Here is a 17,547-nt window from a genome sequence, read left to right on the forward strand (position 1 = left end):
GGACCTCTAAAGATTCTCTGTTTGATCATTGATCGCAAGTCAGCAGTCCAAACGTCTCGATCGCGAATGCTATCCAAAACATCTTCCTGAAAAGGAGCTGGCTTCTTGATAGATTCTGGAGAGCGATGTGAGTGTACTCCTGTGGAAGCAACCGGCCGCTGGAGACAAGCTGTCATTCGGCGTCAATCGGCAACCAGCGTGGTCGAAGCTCGTCTCGGCCGCGCCCGCTCGGAGAAGATCGCAAGAGCTAGCAAAAGCTTCTTTGGTGACATTCTTCTCACATCAGAATCAGCCGCCTGTTTGCTGTCTATCTCTCAGATTGGCTGCCCGGAGCACATTCACGCTGAGCTTTGCGCGAAAGGGCAGGCTGGCTGCCGAGATCGACTTGTCCACAAGATCCGCCAGGCGGCTCAGAGGCCGCCGCATGAGGGGCTGTGATGTCTTCGAATAACTCCATGCTTCATCTTGGCTTAAATCTTCATGGTGCCGGTGGTCATTCCGCCGCGTGGCGCTGGCCGGGCACAAGTCCAAACGCCTTTTTCGACATCGAGCACTACGTCGGCGCTGCGAAGATTGCGGAGCATGGTTTGCTGGACGCTGTATTCCTCGCCGATACCCCCGCCATAAGTTCCGACATTACGCACCAGCCGCCGCTTAATGGGCTCGAACCGACGCTGGTTCTCGCTGTGATTGCACGTGAAACGGAGCGAATTGGCCTGATTGCGACGGCGTCGACTACCTACAACGAGCCATACAATCTCGCCCGGCGCTTCCAATCGCTCGATGTGATCAGCCGCGGCCGCGTTGCGTGGAACGCAGTCACGACCTCGAGTCCGGCGACGGTTGCAAACTTTGGCGGTCGAGAGGTCGGGCGGGCGGATCGCTATAGACGTGCGGAGGAGTTTGTTGAAACGGTCCGTGCTCTCTGGCTGAGCTGGAGCGGCGAGGTGGTCATCGCCGATCCGGCTGCGGGTGTTTACGCAGATCAGAGTCAGTTCCGCCTGCTCGATCCCGCTACTAATAGTTTCGGCATCCGAGGCCCACTTACGCACCCCGCTTCGCCCCAAGGTCACCCAGTCATCGTTCAGGCGGGCGGTTCGGATCCCGGACTACGGCTTGGGGCCCGCAGTGCAGACGTCGTGTTCGCGGCAGCCGGGGACTTGTCAACGGCTCTGCAGGAGGCAGAGCGCTTGCGCGCACTCTCTCGGCAATTCGGCCGCCCTGCGGCTCCGCTCATCCTGCCAGGCCTTGTCACCTGTATCGGGGGCACCGAGGGAGAAGCGGCTCGTCGCAAGGAAAACCTCGACGGACTGCTCGATCTGGAGGGCGCCATCGTCGCTCTAGCACGAAGCATGGGCGTGGCGGTCGAGAAGCTCAGCCTCGAAAAGCCAATCCCGGAGGAGATTTTGCCTACCGCAGACGACGTTCCGTTTTCTGTCGGTCACCATCGCACGATTGAGACCCTGGCTCGTCAAGGTCGGACGGTTCGCGAAATCATCAGCAGCGTTCAAGCGTTTGGCCACCGCTTGCTCGTGGGTGCACCCGAGCAGATCGCGGACTCGATTGAGGCATGGTTTCGCGCTGGCGCGGTTGATGGTTTCAATATCATTCCGGACGTGCTGAAAGATGGCACTTCAGCGTTTGTCGACAATGTGGTGCCCATCCTTCAGAAGCGCGGCCTCTTTCGCAAAGAATATCGGGGGCAGACGCTGCGAGAGCATTTCGGACTTTCCATTCCTTTCGAGCCGGCACGAGCCACAGCTAGCTCACCGTTATGACGCTTCCTCAACATCAGATGGTTTGGAGACTGGATATGCATTTGTCGAATGCGCGGTCAACGAGGCGCTTCACTGGAAAGTCGAACTATCCAGCAAGTACCGTGAAGGCGACCCTTCTCGTGCTCCTGGGCTTGTCGCAACTGCCATCAAGCATCCATGCTCAAGAAGGGTCAACCGGTAGCGTAAAGCGAGGAGGCGTTATTCGTTACGGGCATTTTCAAGAGCCTACTTGCCTGTTCGGGGGCTGGGTGCAGCAATGGTATCTGCAACGTCAGTACAGCGATAATCTGGTTGCGCGCGGCGAGGGCGGCAACATTGTGCCATGGCTGGCCGAGTCTTGGACCATCTCCGACGACAAAAAGGTGTACACATTCGAGATAAAGCCGAAAGTAAAGTTCACTGACGGGACTGCGCTCGATGCGCAGGCTATCGCCGACAATATCAACGGATGGCTTAGCAACGATCCCGATCTTCGCAATCCGACTGCTGCTCCCTATCTTGGCGATAGCTTCGAATCGGCAACTGCAATTGCTCCTCTGACGTTGCAGGTAAAATTAAAGGTGCCGTTCCAGCCCTTGCTGAACGTGTTCGCCCAATCCTCACAAGGCATTCTCTCGCCATCGGCACTCAAACGTGGACTTGCGGTCAATTGCGAGAACCCTGTCGGTTCTGGCCCATTCATTGTCGACAAGTGGCGCCATGGACGAGAAGTCACCTTCCGCCGCAATCCCGACTACAATTCGGCCCCGGCCACCGCAAAACATCAGGGGCCGGCTTACGTTGACGGGATCACCTGGAAGTTTCTGCCAGATCAGACTGTCCGATACGGCTCGCTGATCACGGGCGAGACCGATGCGATATACGATATCCCAGCTGTCGCATGGAAGGACGCCAACTCCCGCTTTCCAGTATTGCGGCACCTTACCGGCGGCACGCCCCTGCGCTTGGCGTTGTATACGGCCCGGCCCCCATTTGACGACGTGCTCGTCCGCAAGGCCTTTGCCTATTCTACTGACCGAAGGGCCGCGGTCGATACATCCTTCCTTGGCTCCTTGCCGTTTGAGGGCAACGGGGCGCTAAGTCAGAGCTCGCCGGAATACCTGCGCGAGCTCGGCCATTCCTATGGATACGATGTTCGCAAGGCCAATCAGCTGCTTGATCAGGGGGGGTGGACTGAGCGCAATCGTAACGGCGTTCGTGTCAAGAACGGCAATCCGCTCATCGTGCGCATTTCCTATTCGAACGCTTTTCTGAAGCCGGATGGCGAGCAAGCCTTGCAAGTTATCCAGCAACAGGCAAGGGAGGCCGGTTTTGAAGTTCGTCTTCAACCCACCAATCCGGCTGATTTCTTCGCCGGCAAAAACCTCGGACCCGATGATTATGAGGTCGTTCTCCTCTATTGGGTTGCCCCCGGGGCCGAGATATTCCGAATCTCGTGGAAGCCCGATCAGAATGGCGAGTCCAATCGCTTCAATCCCTCACGCTACCAGGATCTGACGCTTTGGGGCGTCATTCAAAAAGCCGAGCAGGAGTTTAATGCGGTTGAACGTACCACCCTCTACCAGCAGGCGGAACGGAAGATCGTGGATGAGGCTCCTGTGATTGGCCTCACGGTGCTGGACGTAACTTTGGCGACCAAGCCGAACCTGAAAGACGTTTGGCTGGACCGCGGGTCAGTTGGCGAACCCGTCTTCTATGACGCTCATTTTGACGACAAATGATGCCATGAAGATAGTAGCCCATCATTCTATTGTTTGGTTCGCGCGTCGGATACTGTCAGGCCTAGCTGTGGTGTGGGCTGCCGCAACGTTTGCGTTCGTAATTCAGTGTGTGCTGCCCGGCGATCGCGCCCAGATCATCATCAATGCGACAAGCGGCAACGTCGGACTGGCGTCTTCGGCAGAACTTGCGGCGGTCAATGCGAAATACGGATTTGATCAACCGCTCGCGACTCAATACGGAAAATACATATTAGGAATCCTGCATGGGGACCTTGGCGTGTCATACCAGCAGCATCGGCCTGTCGCAGGGATCATCGCGGAACAGATTGGCCCTACCATTATTCTGGCGGTCACCGCGCTGCTGTTCGCATGGATTATCGCAATCCTGACGACCTTGTTCATCGCTGGCAGAGACAACATATGGGCGAAGTTGCTCAATGACACGCAAGTCTTTTTTGCAACCGCGCCGCCCTATTGGCTGGCCACAATTCTGCTGGTTGTTTTTGCGGTAAAGCTGCGCATTGTTCCGGTCATCGGTGGAAGTTCTCCGGTCGGGCTCATTCTGCCGACAGTTGCGTTGGCTCTTGAACTCTCGGGCTTTTTTGGACAAGTCGTTCAGAACGAGTTCACGCGCGTGCTCGAGCAGCCGTTCGTTACATCCGCGCGGGCCCGAGGTATGAGTGAGTTCGGCGTCAGGCTTCGCCATGTCCTCCGCCACGCCGCATTGCCCGGCATTACTTTATCAGGGTGGGCGCTCGGCAAACTTCTCTCGGGCGCGATTTTGATTGAGGTGGTTTTCGCCCGTCAAGGCCTAGGTGGTGTTCTTGTTGCTGCAACGTCTTCGAGAGACGTTCCGATTGTCTCGGGAGCTGTTTTGATCTCTGCCGGTCTGTTCGTTCTTGTCAGTTTGATTGTCGATCTGACTTACCGGGTGGTCGATCCGAGGATCAAGTTGACATGAGCATGTTCGCCGAAGCCACCGTCTCTGGGCCGCTCAAAGAAGTCCTGGCAATTGTCCGCCATGTTCCGTTCCGAGTTGCCGCCTGTCTTACCGTCATTGGCCTCTTTGCCCTCGCGGCTGTGGCGCCAAAGGTGCTGCAGACGCACGATCCGCTCGCTATTGATTTGAGATCGTCATTGCAGTCTCCGTCGATCGGCCATTGGTTGGGAACTGATCAATTGGGTCGAGATCTGTACTCTCGAGTAGTCGAGGGGGCAGGCCAATCCCTGGCTATTGGACTAGGCGCAACGGCGCTGAGCATGTCCATTGCGATCGTTTTCGGCGTCGCCGCCGCACTGTCTGGTGGCGTATGCGACAGCATACTGAGCGGGTTTGTCGACGTGCTCTTCGCAATTCCCACGCTCCTGCTCGCCCTTGTGTTCGTGACCGTTTTTGGGCCGTCGGTATTCACTGAGGTCATAGCTGTCGGAATCGGCACAGCGCCAGGCTATGCGCGCATGATCAGAGGCCAGATGCTTGCCGTCAAGGGGACCGGGTATGTGGAGGCCGCTAAGGTGCTAGGCCATCCATTTCCCCGTATTGTCTGGAGGCATATTCTTCCCAACGCCATGAACCCGCTGACGGCAATGATGACGATCGGCGTAGGTCAGGCGATTATATGGGCCTCCGGTCTTGCTTTTCTAGGGCTCGGCGTCGCTCCCCCGGCGCCTGAATGGGGCGCGCTGCTCAATGCCGGGCGCAATTATGTAATCTACGCCTGGTGGCTGGAGATCGTACCCGGTGTGGCAGTTACGGCGTTTGCCCTTAGCCTCACCGTCATCGGGCGCTCTCTACAGGACCGTCTGGAAGGAAAAACGTGAATGTCGCAGGGTCGCCTCCAGCCTGTCCCGCAGCAGCCAGACCTCCTCACGGTCGATTCGCTTCGTGTTTCCTTCGGTCGCGGCAACGACGAGAAAGCGGTTGTGCGCAATATATCCTTCTCGCTGCGACCGGGACGGTGCCTTGCGATTGTCGGAGAATCCGGTTCGGGCAAGAGTGTGACTGCGAGGGCTCTCATAGGCCTCGCTGGTCGCTACGCCAATGTTCATGCACGCCAGCTAAGCTTGGACGGGACGGATCTGACGGGTCTTAGCGATCGTGCCTGGCGGCGCATCCGCGGCAACGAGATTGGCTTTGTATTACAGGATGCACTCGTCTCGCTTGACCCGCTTCGCCGGATCGGCAAAGAGATTGGTGAAGGTTTGCTCCTGCAAAGTGCGGTATCATCACGCGAGGAGCTCGCGCAGCGCGTCATTGCTCTCCTTAAGCTCGTCGGTGTCCCTGACCCCGAGATCAAGGCCGAGCAGCTGCCGCACCAATTATCTGGCGGCCAGCGTCAACGGGCTCTCATCGCTTCGGCACTTGCGCTCGATCCCCGCATCCTGATCGCCGACGAGCCGACCACCGCTCTCGATGTGACGGCGCAAGCTCATGTGCTGTCACTCCTTGAGGAGACCAAAACGAGAGGCAAGGCTCTAATCCTGATCAGTCACGATCTGGCAGTGGTCTCCCGCGTGGCGGACGAGATCCTCGTGATGCGAGGAGGCGAGGTCGTCGAACGCGGCAACGCCGTCCAAATATTCAAAGATCCGGGGCACTCCTATACTAAGCAGCTGCTGGACGCCGTGCCCTCGGGCCGGCCGCGCGGCTCACGCCTTTCACCATCGACTATTGTGCGTTCGCCTGTCCGACAAGCGCAGGCCGCCGTGCAATCGCCGCCGAAATCTCGTCCCATCCTGCTCGAAGCGAAAAGTCTGGTGAAGCGCTTCAAGGGCCCGGATGGCACTTTACGGGCGGCTGTGGACGGCGTCTCCTTTGAACTGCGATCCGGCGAGACTTTAGGCATCGTAGGCGAGTCCGGGTCAGGAAAGTCAACGATGGCGCGCATGGTCCTGGCGCTCGACGAACCTGACGAGGGAGCCGTTCAGTTCGCCGGCCAGCCCTGGACCACGCTCGCCGAGGGCGAACGGCGGGGGCGGCGGCGGTCGCTATCGATCATTTACCAGGATCCTCTTGGCTCGTTTGATCCACGTTGGACGGTCGGACGCATCATATCCGACAGCCTTTCGAGTGACGTTGAGACACGGCGCAAGCGGCAGGAGCGCGTTATCGAGCTGCTCGATCTGGTCGGGCTATCGCAGGCCTTGCTGGACCGACGACCGCTCGAGCTCTCGGGCGGTCAGCGCCAGCGCGTTGCGATCGCACGCGCGATCGCACCAAATCCTGCCGTCATCGTCTGCGATGAACCGGTTTCCGCGCTCGACGTCTCGATCCAGGCCCAGGTCTTGGACCTGCTCGGCTATCTGAAGGACCATGTCGGCGTAAGCTATCTCTTCATCTCGCATGATCTCAGCGTTGTTCGTCACATCAGCGATCGGGTCATAGTTATGCGCCGGGGGAGAATCGTCGATAGTGGGGCGACTGAAGAGATATTTCGCAATCCACAATCTGAATATACCAAGAGCCTTATCGCCGCCATGCCGCGCCTTGTGCGCGACCACCAGATAGGTCATTCAGCTGCGATCCTCGAAGAAGGCATCGCATGAATGCCTTCGAATTCGATCCTTTATCATAAATTGCCTATCTCCGATCGCGAGGGCATTCGCCTTTGTGCACCGAGTTGGTCACGATTGCGCGCACGTTCATCGCTCGACGAAGATAGTCTGTGGCACGGGTTCCCGCTACATGGGCCGGTCGGCGAGCGGAGCAGGGCTATCCGCGTTCGAACACTCGCTATCGGCGAGGTCGGCGATCCGCAAATGTCGATTGCAGGTCATCGATTGCGTGCCCGGAAAAGGACGAGGCGGCTTTTGTGCTCCTGCAAACGAGCTCGCTCGCCTATCTCGATAGCCTCGCGCTCATGGTGCGGTCCCTGACACCGAGAGCGTGTTTGTCAGGTTCAAAACATTCGGCTTCAACATCGATTTCGTGACGCCTATTCAGCTCTTAATTGCGACTGATGCGGCTGGCACGGTCATTGCTATCGGAAATGAGGTAACGCCTAGTAGGGGCTGACTTCAGCCCTTGGACGACCGCCCGGAAGCCGTGGGTACATTCTGAAAAAGGAGCAAGACCTTGAAGTTTTCGCATTCGGTTTGATGGAGAGCGATTTGGATTTGCCTGCAAGAGCCGACGAGACAAAACACAACTTCGGGACATATCGGCACTGTCAAGCGACCGTCGCGTTGTCAGCGTTGCTGGACTTGGTAGTGCCCCGGGGGCGCATGACTAGAATTCGGCTGACGTGCTCAACTGTGCCAGCTGCCGAGGTCGCCGACACAATAGGCGCCTCATCGACGCGTCGTGTCGCCATTTCGCCGACGAGTTCGCCACAGGTCGCATAGCGTACCTCCAAGGCGGAGCAAAAAGAGGTCGATAAAAGGCCCCCGTAATCCGGGCAATACGGAATCGTCGTCATGTCGCAAACGATCGGCACTAATAGCGAGCGCACTGCGAATGAAGGGGCAGAGCACTGGTCAGATTCGAAAAACAATCTTTCATCAGATGGCGACTTTGTTCGGTACTGGAGCCGAGCTGCCGATCGGCTGCGCGCGGTGGCCGCCGTCGGGAGGCGAACCGAAGAGGCGATCAGAAGGACCGGGATTGGCTTGCAGCTATCCTCCGAGAATTTTAACGGTCACGACCTGTCAGATTTCCCGTTGCGACGCTGTACCCTCAATCGCGCGCAGCTGTACGGAGCAAAGTTGGATCGGGCAGACCTTTCTGGCGCGAATCTTATCTGTCCGGGGCTAGAGCGGGCAAGTTTCCGCGGGGCCAAGCTCGATTTTGCGTATATGCATGCGATTGCAGCGCAGGTCTGTAACTTCGATGATGCCAGTCTGCGCAACGTAATTGATGCAACAGGCAGCCTGTTTCACGGTTGCAGCATGAAAAGGACACGCTTTGATAACGCCATGTTCAGCGGGCTTCTCGCTTACCAATGCGACGCGAGTGATGCTGTATTCGATGGTGCGGAGCTACAGGGTTCGACCATCAATGAATGTTTCCTTCCTTCCGCTTCCTTCCGTTTTGCCAAGCTGAGCCAACTCACGATCACGAAAGCACATCTGGGGTCTTGCTCGTTCTTCCAGTCAAAGGGAAACTGTTTATCGATTGTGCGTCCCACCTCGGTCGATGGTCTTGTCCTGGAAGGCGCTCATCTTCCATATCTGAGACTCTCAAAGGTAAGCGGCCGCATTGCAGCGCGAGGGATGAGCGCACCATTCGCTGACATTCACTTGTCAAATCTTCCGAATGCGGAGCTTGAGCAGGCAGACCTGACCGAGGCGCGGCTTTTGTCCGTAAGCTTGTCCAACGCAAACCTCGTCGGAGTCGTGCTCGACGGTGCATCGATTCATTCCTGCCAGCTCGACGGAGCGGACCTGTCTCGGGCATCAGGCGAATGCATTTCGATAACAGAGAGCACACTGCGAGCCGCCAAATTATCAGGCTTTCGCGGCCGCTGTGCCTTTGTGCGCGACTGCGATCTCGAACGCGCAGACCTATCCAATGCTTATCTCTACAGGTCGATGATCACCGGTGATCCCCCGCAATCAATGGCACTGGATGAGGCAAATCTCGAAGGATCAAATCTCGTTCAGGCATATCTCGCCGCAGGAATGACGAGAACAAATCTGGAGGCAACGCGGGCTGCGTACGTTCGTATGAACCAATCGTCCTTGCGCGAGGCGAACCTGAGTGGAATGTCGCCGTTCCAGGCCAGCTTCGTTAAGGTGGACTTTTCGGGCGCTAAGATAACCACATTCGAGCCACCGTTCTTTGCAGACCGATGTCCGGGCCTACAGGCCGCTCTGAAGGGGAATCAGCCACGCGAGCCATCAAGTTATCTAACTGAATTCTCATCGTTGATCAGACGGGGTCGAGAAGGGTCGACCTGACGGCTCCGGAGACTGCAAAATAGAAGGGAATGCAGTTTCGGTGAGCGTAAGACAGGTCTGGGCGGTCGTCCGATCTGGGAGCGAGCGCTAAAGCGCTACTCGTTGGCATTGGCGGCGGATACGAGAGGCAGGGCAGACCTTCTGCGCGATCCGACCAATCAGATCGCTCTTTTGGCGTTCAAAGACACTGGAGTAGGAAAATGCATCTGGCATGTCTTTCCACAGGTAAAGCGTTCATCCGGGAGGTGGCGAGAACAGGGCAGACTATCGGGACGGTACATACTCTCGGCGCCCTTCATCTTGGGCATGCAGAACTGATCAGAAGGGCGGCATCGGAGAATGATGTCGCGATCGTCACAATCTACCCGAACAAGATCCAGCTTCGACCAGGTGGAACCTACGATTTCAATTTGGACGAGGATATTGGACTTGCATTACGTTCGGGAGCAACTGCCGTGATTTCCTCCAATGACACCGAAATGTTCCCGCCTGGCTATCGAACCTTTGTATCGCAAGGCGACTGTCATTTGCGTTTAGGGGGGCCTGAGGCATACTTGAAGGAAGCCGTTACCGGGGCAGTCCGCTGGATCTGCTATGCAAGGCCAACTCGCAGCTACTTCGGCCTTAAAGATATCGGTCAGGCGATCCTGGTGAAGCGCGCCGTCGCAGACCTCCTTCTGGATTGCGAGATAAGGTTTGTGCCGACCGTGAGATACAAGAACGGAGTGCCCATTTCGTCGCGTTTGAGGCGATTTAGCCGTTCCGAGCTTGATGAGCTGTCGTGCCTCTTCACGGCACTCAACCATTCGAGAAAAGAGATCGCCAAAGGCGTATCAAGGGTGAAGGATCTGGTCGCGTCGGCCACATCTCAGATCAAGTTCCGACACTTCAAACTCGATTTTGTTCGAATCGTGGGCGCTGACAACTTCGAAGACCTGGAGCAAGTCAAGCTCCCTTTCGTAATTTTTGGAGCGGCAACGGCTCATGATCTCAGGATCTTCGATAGTATCTACGTTCCAGATCAGGATGCGCTCCTGAAGGGTCCTTCGGATATTTGGATCGATCTGCCTGAACAGTCCTAGCCAGACGATTATTCATCCATGACCTTGAGAAAGCTATCCGATCCGGGCGTATCCCAAGGCGAGGGTCACCTTATGAAGGTGTACTCGGCTCGATGTTGCCTCCAGCGCATAGCCATCGCTAACCAGGGCTGAGAGCTCTCACTGATCCCTGGAGTATCGACTTGGAATGTCAATGCGATCCTTACTGCCGGACATGGTAGGGCGAGGTTAGCTGCACTGTGAGATAGCCTGGTCGAGCAGCGCGTCGCAGCCAAGCGCTTGCAGCGCCTCAAAGCAATGCATCGCGCCAGACCGTAAGCTCTCGAGAGCAGAATCTGCAGAGATGATCATGACAAGGCGATCGGAAGATTATACGGCTGCGGATTCGTGTGTTGTCCCGCTGAGCAAGCTGGATGTCAGCGAAGGCAAGCGCTTTCAAGACGATAGCATGTGGGCTTGCTTTGAGCGGTTGCGAAAGGAAGATCCCGTTCACTACTGTCAAGACAGCGCTTATGGTCCATATTGGTCCGTAACGAAATACCGGGATATCGTAGCCGTAGACACAAACCACAAAGCGTTCTCGTCAGAGCAAGGTGTCATTATTGTCGATGTGCCTGGCGAGCACTGGACCCCGAGTTTCATCAAGATGGGGCCTCCCAAGCACGCCGAGCAGCGCAATACCGTCAGCCCGATCGTCGGACCGTATAGCTTGACGAAGCTCGAAAGCTTGATCCGGTCTCGGGTCAGAGCGATTCTCGCGGGCTTGCCGCGCAATGAGGCCTTCAACTGGGTGGACATGGTGTCGATAGAGTTGACGACGCAAATGCTCGCCACGCTGTTCGATTTTCCATTTGAGGATCGGCGACTGCTGACCTATTGGTCAGACGTAGCTGTTACAGCTCCGAAAGCAGGCCATGCCATCGACAGCTGGGAGAAGCGAAGCACAATCTTGTCCGAGTGTCTGGACTATTTTACCCGGCTTTGGAACGAGCGCATCAAAGCCGAGCCGCGCCTCGACCTGATTTCCCTGATGGCGCATTCGCCTGCCACACGCCGTATGGAACCGAGCGAGTTTCTCGGAAATCTGATTCTGTTGATCGTTGGTGGGAATGACACCACGCGCAACTCGATTACCGGCGGCCTTCTGTTCATGAGTCAGTACCCCTCCGAGCTGCGAAAGCTAGCTGACAATCCCAAGCTGGTCTCGAGTGCCGTGTCCGAGATTATTCGGTACCAGACACCGATCGCACACATGCGCCGCACCGCCGCGATCGACAGCGTCGTAGGCGGCAAGCAGATCAGGAAGGGCGACAAGGTCGTCATGTGGTACATTTCGGGTAACAGGGACGAAGAAATCATTGAGAATGCCAACAGGTTCATGATCGATCGCAAGAATGTGAGGCAGCATCTCTCGTTCGGATTCGGCATCCATCGCTGTCTTGGTCGACATCTTGCGGAACTGCAACTGAGAGTGCTTTGGGAGGAGATTTTGACTGCGGATTTGGAGTTCGAGTTGGTCGGCGAACCCGAGCGGATTGCGTCCAACTTCGTGCACGGCTATTCCGCTCTCCCGGTGCGGATTGCAGCCTAGGCCGAGATTGCTCCGCTCACACAGGCGGCGGAGCCCGGCCTGTCCCGAATCATTCGTTGTTTTCTGCAAGCGGCCCAGGTGAGGTGATCGACGCGAAATCCGACCTAGCAGACGCTTGACGACCTGCGAGAAGCGATAGGTGAGGCGCGCGTGTCCACTTGCAAGTCGCCTGACATGCCGAAAAGGCAACGCAACGGCAACTCCGATGCCGCATCCAGGCTGCCTTGGATAGCCAGAACCGTACAGGCCGATGAACCTGATATTGAAGATTGTAGCGGTGGCAGCGATTTTCCTTGGAGAAGCGCTTACGATATTCGCCGAGTTGAGGGCCTCAAGGCAATTTGGAAAGAGCGGCGGTGATTTGGCAATGCTGTGGCCGATGTTTCTCCTGATATCCCTCGGTGGCATCCTTCTCGTTTTCGGATACGCGCTGGGCTACATGCATCTGAAGAATATCTGGATCATTGTCGCGATATCGGTGGGAGCTATTCTGGTAGTGGAACCGATACTCACCCTTCTGCTCTTTGGAGACGTGCCGACAGTCGGTTCGCTGGTCGGGCTGATGCTCGGTACGCTTGGTACGCTCACTGCCCTATTTCTATGAAGGTGATCTCACCGGGCCCGGAGGGGCGCCGCACTTTTGCGAAATGCGCCCTGAGGATCTGCGGAAGGTCGATTCAGCCGGTCGGCACGAGGAAAAATATCGATGCTGATCGTCCTTCAGCATCTCGTCGTCGGTGTACGGGCGCTAGATTGTTAAGCTCTTATGTCAAAGTCCCCTTTCCGTTAGCAGCACGCGTGTGGCGAGCGTAGGTCTGCCAATCTATAAGCTGGCCCTTTCTGCTTGACCATAATTCGTCGATTGGCCCCCGACTGTTCTCCCGGCTACTTACTAACATTTGGGGACGACTTGACTTGGTCGGCGTGAATGGAGCCATCGGCAGAGGGCAAGACTCGTACCGGATCGCGTCGAGGTCAGGGCACCTCAGCCGCGGTTACGTCGCGACTGCTTACACTGACGCAGTTACCCGCATCACTCTCTCAGCAACATTAGGGCTCCGATGGAAATGGAACTTCAGGTGACATCGGCTTTCTTGTGCATCCGCAAGAACGCTTTTGGTCAGCTAGTCGTCAGTCAGGCGGTCTATCCAGACGGACTGCACATTCGCGACTTTTATCGGAGACGAAGCATGACAGGCATTGGCCGCGCCGGCGCATCGGAAGCTGGGGCCGCAGGAGCCGGCAACAGCGGAGACGTGAGCGGTTCGAACGTGGAGCCCAGCCTCTTCCCGGGAGCACTCAGTCAATCTTTCGATGCTGTCATAGAACGGATGCGCTCTGGGCCTCATGACAGAACTGCGGCGCTTGGCACCTCAAGTTCAGAGGTGGCGGCGCCAGCCCGGGACCAGATAAAGGCAGCAAGGCGAAAGATGACCAGCCTGCTTGAGGAGCTTGAAACCAGCCGCCGAGCGGCCACGCACGCCCAGAACTTGGAAGAGGCGCAAGAGCTGATCGATCAGGTCATCAAAGCAGGCTCAACAGTTCTGGAGTACTACGCGGATCTGCCCGCCAATTTGGCGCGTCGCATTCTGCCCGACGATCGGGCTCGCCGGCTCCGCGATGACACGCTGGACGCGGCCGAAGAATGTAACGCAGTGGCCACCCAGATTGTCTACAAGCTGGAGAAGGATAGAAAGAAAGCAACATTGGTTCTCGAGGGGATCACACCCATCGGTACGCCCGTCCAGGTGAGCGACGCGTTTAAAAGCGTGGCGAACTACTATGCAGCTTGCATGGAATGGTGGGGAAAGAAGGTGTTGCGCTTCGAGCGGATGCAGTCTGTCTGTGCTGCTACTGCCAGCTTGCCAAGCAGCACGCCCGAGATGCGCAAGACCGAAGAGGCCGCACTAAGACTGCATACTGGCTGGGCTCTCAATACGAAGTGCATGTATCTGCAAGCGCGGATCGCTCTCGCGGAGCTCTTGATTGACTCGCGAGCAAGCACGCTCGACCCAGACGTGCGCGATGCCCTGATGGACGAGAGCGGGCGGGGGCGTCTGCTCGGGACCTTCATCGGGGATGTTTTTCCGGCATTCGTCTCCACGTGCGACGCCGTTCTGAACCGCGATGGAGCAGTGCTCGACGCGGAGCATCGCGCCGTTCTGGAAGGAGTCATGGAGCGGCTTTCGGAATTTGCATCCGGCCTGAGCGGCATCGTTGCCAGCCTGAGGCAGATCGGAACGGGAGCTGAAGTTCCCCTGCAGTTGCTGGACGAGATCGTGGAAGGGGCGTGGGTGACCGCGAACGAGGTCATGCGGCTGCTGGCATTGCAGCCAACGACGCCAGCCACGATTGAACCGCCGGCTTGGGCTGCGCTGCCGGAAAATACTGCCGGGGTGAGCCAAGGCAATTCAGGTCGCAGAAAAGGAAAAGGAAAAGGAAGGGGCGCAGCGGATGCAGGCGAGGGGAGTTCAACGGCCAGCTCATCCGAGCCGCAACTCGCCAGGCCCGATACCGCTACCGCTCCGACGCGCAAGGTTATCGTGCGCTCAGATGTCGGTACCAAGAAGCTCGCCACCATGGAGGAAGCACGCGCCTCATCCGCTGCAACCGAGCACCTCCGGATGTGGCAGGCGCCGCCGTCCAAGGAAGCCCTGGCGGGGTTGCTTGAGCGACTGGATGAACTGCTGCAGTTTAATTTGCCGGCTCAGCAAAGCGCCGTCTCGCAAGCGCGCCAGATGAAGCCAGAGGACGCCGACCACGTCTTAAATCTTATCGTTGATCGCTTGCAGACGCAGGTCGCCGAGATCAAGGCCTGTGTAGCCGCGCTGGAGGAGCCTCGCCGACGTGGCCTGCTCACGGCTTCGCAAGTGCCCGAAGTGCACCAAAAGATAGTCCGGCTCAAGATGATGTGGTCCGAGGCGCAGGGACAGGTCAACCTTTTGGAGGCGCCAAAGGCAGAAATCATGATGGATTGCATGAAAACCTATGCGTTTCCATCGCAAAGGTACCTTGAGCGGTTGCGAGCGGCGGGGGAACTGGAGTCAGTGGATCGACCGCGCGCGTTGAAAGGAGAGCCAGGGAGGCTGTTCGAGATCAAGCTACAGCCCAAGGCGCTGGGCAGTGGTGCGACGGCAAGCCCGATGTGGGTGCACATCCATACCAAGTGGCCCGTACATACCCGGCAATTGGCAACGCTCGGCGATCGTGAATTCGCCGCGTGCCACGTGAAGTCCGACGAACAGCGGGGATACAATCAGCAGTGGCAGAACGCTCGAGCCGCCGAGGGCCACGAGAACGTCGTGATCCACCGCGGCAAGCTGACGCCTGCGTTCTGCAGGTCCTTGTTGAGCATCGCCGCTGGCCGGCCGTGGCAGCCGCTTCCCGATCCGGAGCACGTTTCAGCGCAGATGGCTCGACTGGGAATCTAGTGAGCTGGTTGCCTTGCGGCGGTGAGCCGTTCGGTGGCAGCGTTCATTCCTCCCGGACCGGCGCGGAGGATTGCCTGAGAGAAGCTCGGGAGAGAACTCACCTCACGGCAAGGTATCAGCCGGCGGTCCGGAGGATTGTCGGTTGTTCCACAAGCAAGCTGCCATTCTGGCTGCGGCGAACAGCGGCGCCCATGCGAGAAGTTAGGTCGCTGAGTATTGCAGATTGAAAACATGTCCCTGATGCCCGCGGCGATCCGCCCGGATGTAACAGGACTTTCACCTGCCTGCCCGCGGCAAACTGGCGCGCAAACTCTCGGCAGAGCTTCGACAGATCGCGGATGCTCCGGGTGCAAGGGAGCTAAGCATTCCGGCCGCTTTGACGAATCGAACCAGGCGGTGCACAACAACGCTGCCTGTTTGCTACTCTTGCATAAGGCTACGACGGCCCCAGCATCACGCCTCCTTGGCCCCCAAAAGATGCTGGGGCTCGTCGTTCTTCCTCGAGCGCCTCCAGCCAAGTGACGTCGCAACTGCTTCGGTTCAACTGCCAATGGGCGCCGAGCCGCCCCGACAATCCCAATATATGGGCGTAGGTCAGTCATATCGCTGCTGTTCAGTCGCCGTCACGAGCGACCGACTCCAACGCGCCGCGAGGGGAGAGCCGGGTTCTGAGGTTTCGGATTGGGACGCTTCGGAGTCGGAAATCGCGAAAAACCATCACGCGACGATCCATCGAGAAGACGAAGCGGGCGACCATGAAGCGCGGCTCAAGCTGGAGGGGCCGAACACGCTCGCTGGTCCGGCGCCCCAATGATGGCCGCCAGACATCCGCACGATTCCGGTTTTCGAACAGCTATGTTGAGGGCGGCCGGCACATTCTCCTCTCCCGCATCGAGCTGATCAGGTCGAGCCTCTTATCTGTATTAAGATGTTCTCCTGCTAGGACTCTGAGCTGTCGATAAGCTGACTAGTCTCATCGCTTGTGAAATTCCGACATAACCATATGCGACGTTGCAAGTTTTGGCGAGCGCAGTCCCGCTACGCCGCTAGCATGCCGCCGCGGCCGCCTCCGTCGGAGCCCTGTCTTGTGGCCTGCAGCCGAAAAAACAATCGGTAAGCGGTTTTCGCAGCCCTCTCACTCGATGATGAACAATCGTGCGTCCAGGCGTAACGCACGTGCGTTTGGGCAGCGCATCTTCGGGACCATGCAAACCGACTGCGGCCTTGCTCGGACAATAGTGCTCCGAGACATGCATCGGCCACTCCGAGACCCGTCGAGCGTTCGATCATGAAGCAGATTGCAAGTTCCGAGTGGGTTACCACAGAGCCATACGGTGATGTCCGAACTTATCCATTCCTTAGATAGATATGATCAAGAAAATCAATTTTACCGTCTACAGCGTCGTCATATAGACCCTCGAGGACGGTTGGGGCTAACCTAGGGAAGCGATTTCTCGGATGAAAAAGTCTGTGTTAGTGACGGCGAGCGCCCTCGCGCTTGCAACGGCGGCGGTGCCTCCTTTTGCTCCAAAAGTTGCGGCGCAACCGATTGCCGGCAGGGTTGAGGTAGCCGATACATCATATCCTCAGTGCGCGGACGACCCGTTGGATGGTATCTGCGACTTGTTCTTTTGTTTGACCGATCCCTCGTGCGTGCGGCACTGAGGACCGAAAATAGGTCAAACAGTGAACGAGGATCGAGCCTCGTGCGGCCGCTTGCTCCGACAGCGGCCGCCTCCTCATCGCGTACGGTTAAACTGGCAGGGCAAGCGGCGCCATCTCAATTCTCTTAAGATCATCAAATCGATTGCTCACTTTCAGCCAGTCCGTGAATACCGCTAATAGCACGGCCGCCGCATCGGTGTAGGTTGGGTAAACGCGAAAAGTCGTTTTAAGTCGCGACGCTGTGTTCCGATGCGAGCTGCAGCTCGATCTAGAGCTGGTCGAATTTCTAATGCTTTTTCATGCCACACCCATAGCGCCCTTCGGTTCGATGGCTCGCATCGAGTGGCGCCGTCTCCGGCATCATGAGCATGGCAAAGAGCCCGGCCGCGCTAGCGAAAAGCA

10 protein-coding genes are annotated in these 17,547 nt (G+C 57.5%); all 10 read left to right on the plus strand.

Annotated features, from left to right (window positions below):
* Positions 1–437 precede the first annotated feature (437 nt).
* The 10 genes from XI06_RS22255 to XI06_RS22300 all read left to right on the plus strand — a co-directional run bounded on the left by XI06_RS22255 (position 438) and on the right by XI06_RS22300 (position 15,480).
* The gene (locus tag XI06_RS22255) at positions 438–1,778 is read left to right on the plus strand and encodes an NtaA/DmoA family FMN-dependent monooxygenase (RefSeq protein ID WP_271606503.1); all 1,341 of its coding nucleotides are present in this window, start codon (positions 438–440) and stop codon (positions 1,776–1,778) included.
* 35 nt (positions 1,779–1,813) lie between these two features.
* Positions 1,814–3,499 (plus strand): ABC transporter substrate-binding protein, encoded by a 1,686-nt coding sequence (locus tag XI06_RS22260; protein ID WP_271606504.1) that lies wholly within the window; start codon positions 1,814–1,816, stop codon positions 3,497–3,499.
* The gene (locus XI06_RS22265; RefSeq protein WP_271606505.1) at positions 3,474–4,460 is read left to right on the plus strand and encodes an ABC transporter permease; all 987 of its coding nucleotides are present in this window, start codon (positions 3,474–3,476) and stop codon (positions 4,458–4,460) included. The genes XI06_RS22260 and XI06_RS22265 overlap by 26 nt, the downstream gene beginning before the upstream one ends.
* A complete protein-coding gene (locus tag XI06_RS22270) occupies positions 4,457–5,320 on the plus strand; it encodes an ABC transporter permease (RefSeq protein WP_271606506.1) in 864 nt (287 codons plus the stop codon). Before XI06_RS22265 ends, XI06_RS22270 begins: the two co-directional genes overlap by 4 nt.
* Positions 5,321–7,045 carry a dipeptide ABC transporter ATP-binding protein gene (locus XI06_RS22275; protein ID WP_271606507.1) on the plus strand — a complete coding sequence of 575 codons (1,725 nt, stop codon included), beginning with the start codon at positions 5,321–5,323 and terminating at the stop codon, positions 7,043–7,045.
* A gap of 870 nt (positions 7,046–7,915) precedes the next feature.
* Positions 7,916–9,397, plus strand: a complete 1,482-nt coding sequence (locus XI06_RS22280; RefSeq protein WP_271606508.1) for a pentapeptide repeat-containing protein — start codon at positions 7,916–7,918, stop codon at positions 9,395–9,397.
* Between the two features lie 200 nt (positions 9,398–9,597).
* Positions 9,598–10,479 carry a pantoate--beta-alanine ligase gene (locus XI06_RS22285; protein ID WP_271606509.1) on the plus strand — a complete coding sequence of 294 codons (882 nt, stop codon included), beginning with the start codon at positions 9,598–9,600 and terminating at the stop codon, positions 10,477–10,479.
* Between the two features lie 328 nt (positions 10,480–10,807).
* The gene (locus XI06_RS22290) at positions 10,808–12,049 is read left to right on the plus strand and encodes a cytochrome P450 (RefSeq protein ID WP_271606510.1); all 1,242 of its coding nucleotides are present in this window, start codon (positions 10,808–10,810) and stop codon (positions 12,047–12,049) included.
* 250 nt (positions 12,050–12,299) lie between these two features.
* Complete coding sequence (locus tag XI06_RS22295) at positions 12,300–12,653, plus strand: hypothetical protein (protein ID WP_271606511.1); 354 nt, start codon at positions 12,300–12,302, stop codon at positions 12,651–12,653.
* A gap of 586 nt (positions 12,654–13,239) precedes the next feature.
* A complete protein-coding gene (locus XI06_RS22300; protein WP_271606512.1) occupies positions 13,240–15,480 on the plus strand; it encodes a hypothetical protein in 2,241 nt (746 codons plus the stop codon).
* Positions 15,481–17,547 lie beyond the last annotated feature (2,067 nt).

Origin of the sequence: Bradyrhizobium sp. CCBAU 11434 (assembly GCF_028128895.1) — a bacterium.
GTDB lineage: Bacteria > Pseudomonadota > Alphaproteobacteria > Rhizobiales > Xanthobacteraceae > Bradyrhizobium > Bradyrhizobium zhengyangense.

Excerpts from the sequence above, each read along its gene's own strand:
- XI06_RS22260 (WP_271606504.1), top strand. The coding sequence starts at position 1,814 with ATGCATTTGTCGAATGCGCGGTCAACGAGGCGCTTCACTGGAAAGTCG.
- XI06_RS22290 (WP_271606510.1), top strand. The coding sequence starts at position 10,808 with ATGACAAGGCGATCGGAAGATTATACGGCTGCGGATTCGTGTGTTGTC.
- XI06_RS22265 (WP_271606505.1), top strand. The coding sequence starts at position 3,474 with ATGACGCTCATTTTGACGACAAATGATGCCATGAAGATAGTAGCCCAT.
- XI06_RS22295 (WP_271606511.1), top strand. The coding sequence starts at position 12,300 with ATGAACCTGATATTGAAGATTGTAGCGGTGGCAGCGATTTTCCTTGGA.
- XI06_RS22300 (WP_271606512.1), top strand. The coding sequence starts at position 13,240 with ATGACAGGCATTGGCCGCGCCGGCGCATCGGAAGCTGGGGCCGCAGGA.
- XI06_RS22280 (WP_271606508.1), top strand. The coding sequence starts at position 7,916 with ATGTCGCAAACGATCGGCACTAATAGCGAGCGCACTGCGAATGAAGGG.
- XI06_RS22275 (WP_271606507.1), top strand. The coding sequence starts at position 5,321 with ATGTCGCAGGGTCGCCTCCAGCCTGTCCCGCAGCAGCCAGACCTCCTC.
- XI06_RS22270 (WP_271606506.1), top strand. The coding sequence starts at position 4,457 with ATGAGCATGTTCGCCGAAGCCACCGTCTCTGGGCCGCTCAAAGAAGTC.
- XI06_RS22285 (WP_271606509.1), top strand. The coding sequence starts at position 9,598 with ATGCATCTGGCATGTCTTTCCACAGGTAAAGCGTTCATCCGGGAGGTG.
- XI06_RS22255 (WP_271606503.1), top strand. The coding sequence starts at position 438 with ATGTCTTCGAATAACTCCATGCTTCATCTTGGCTTAAATCTTCATGGT.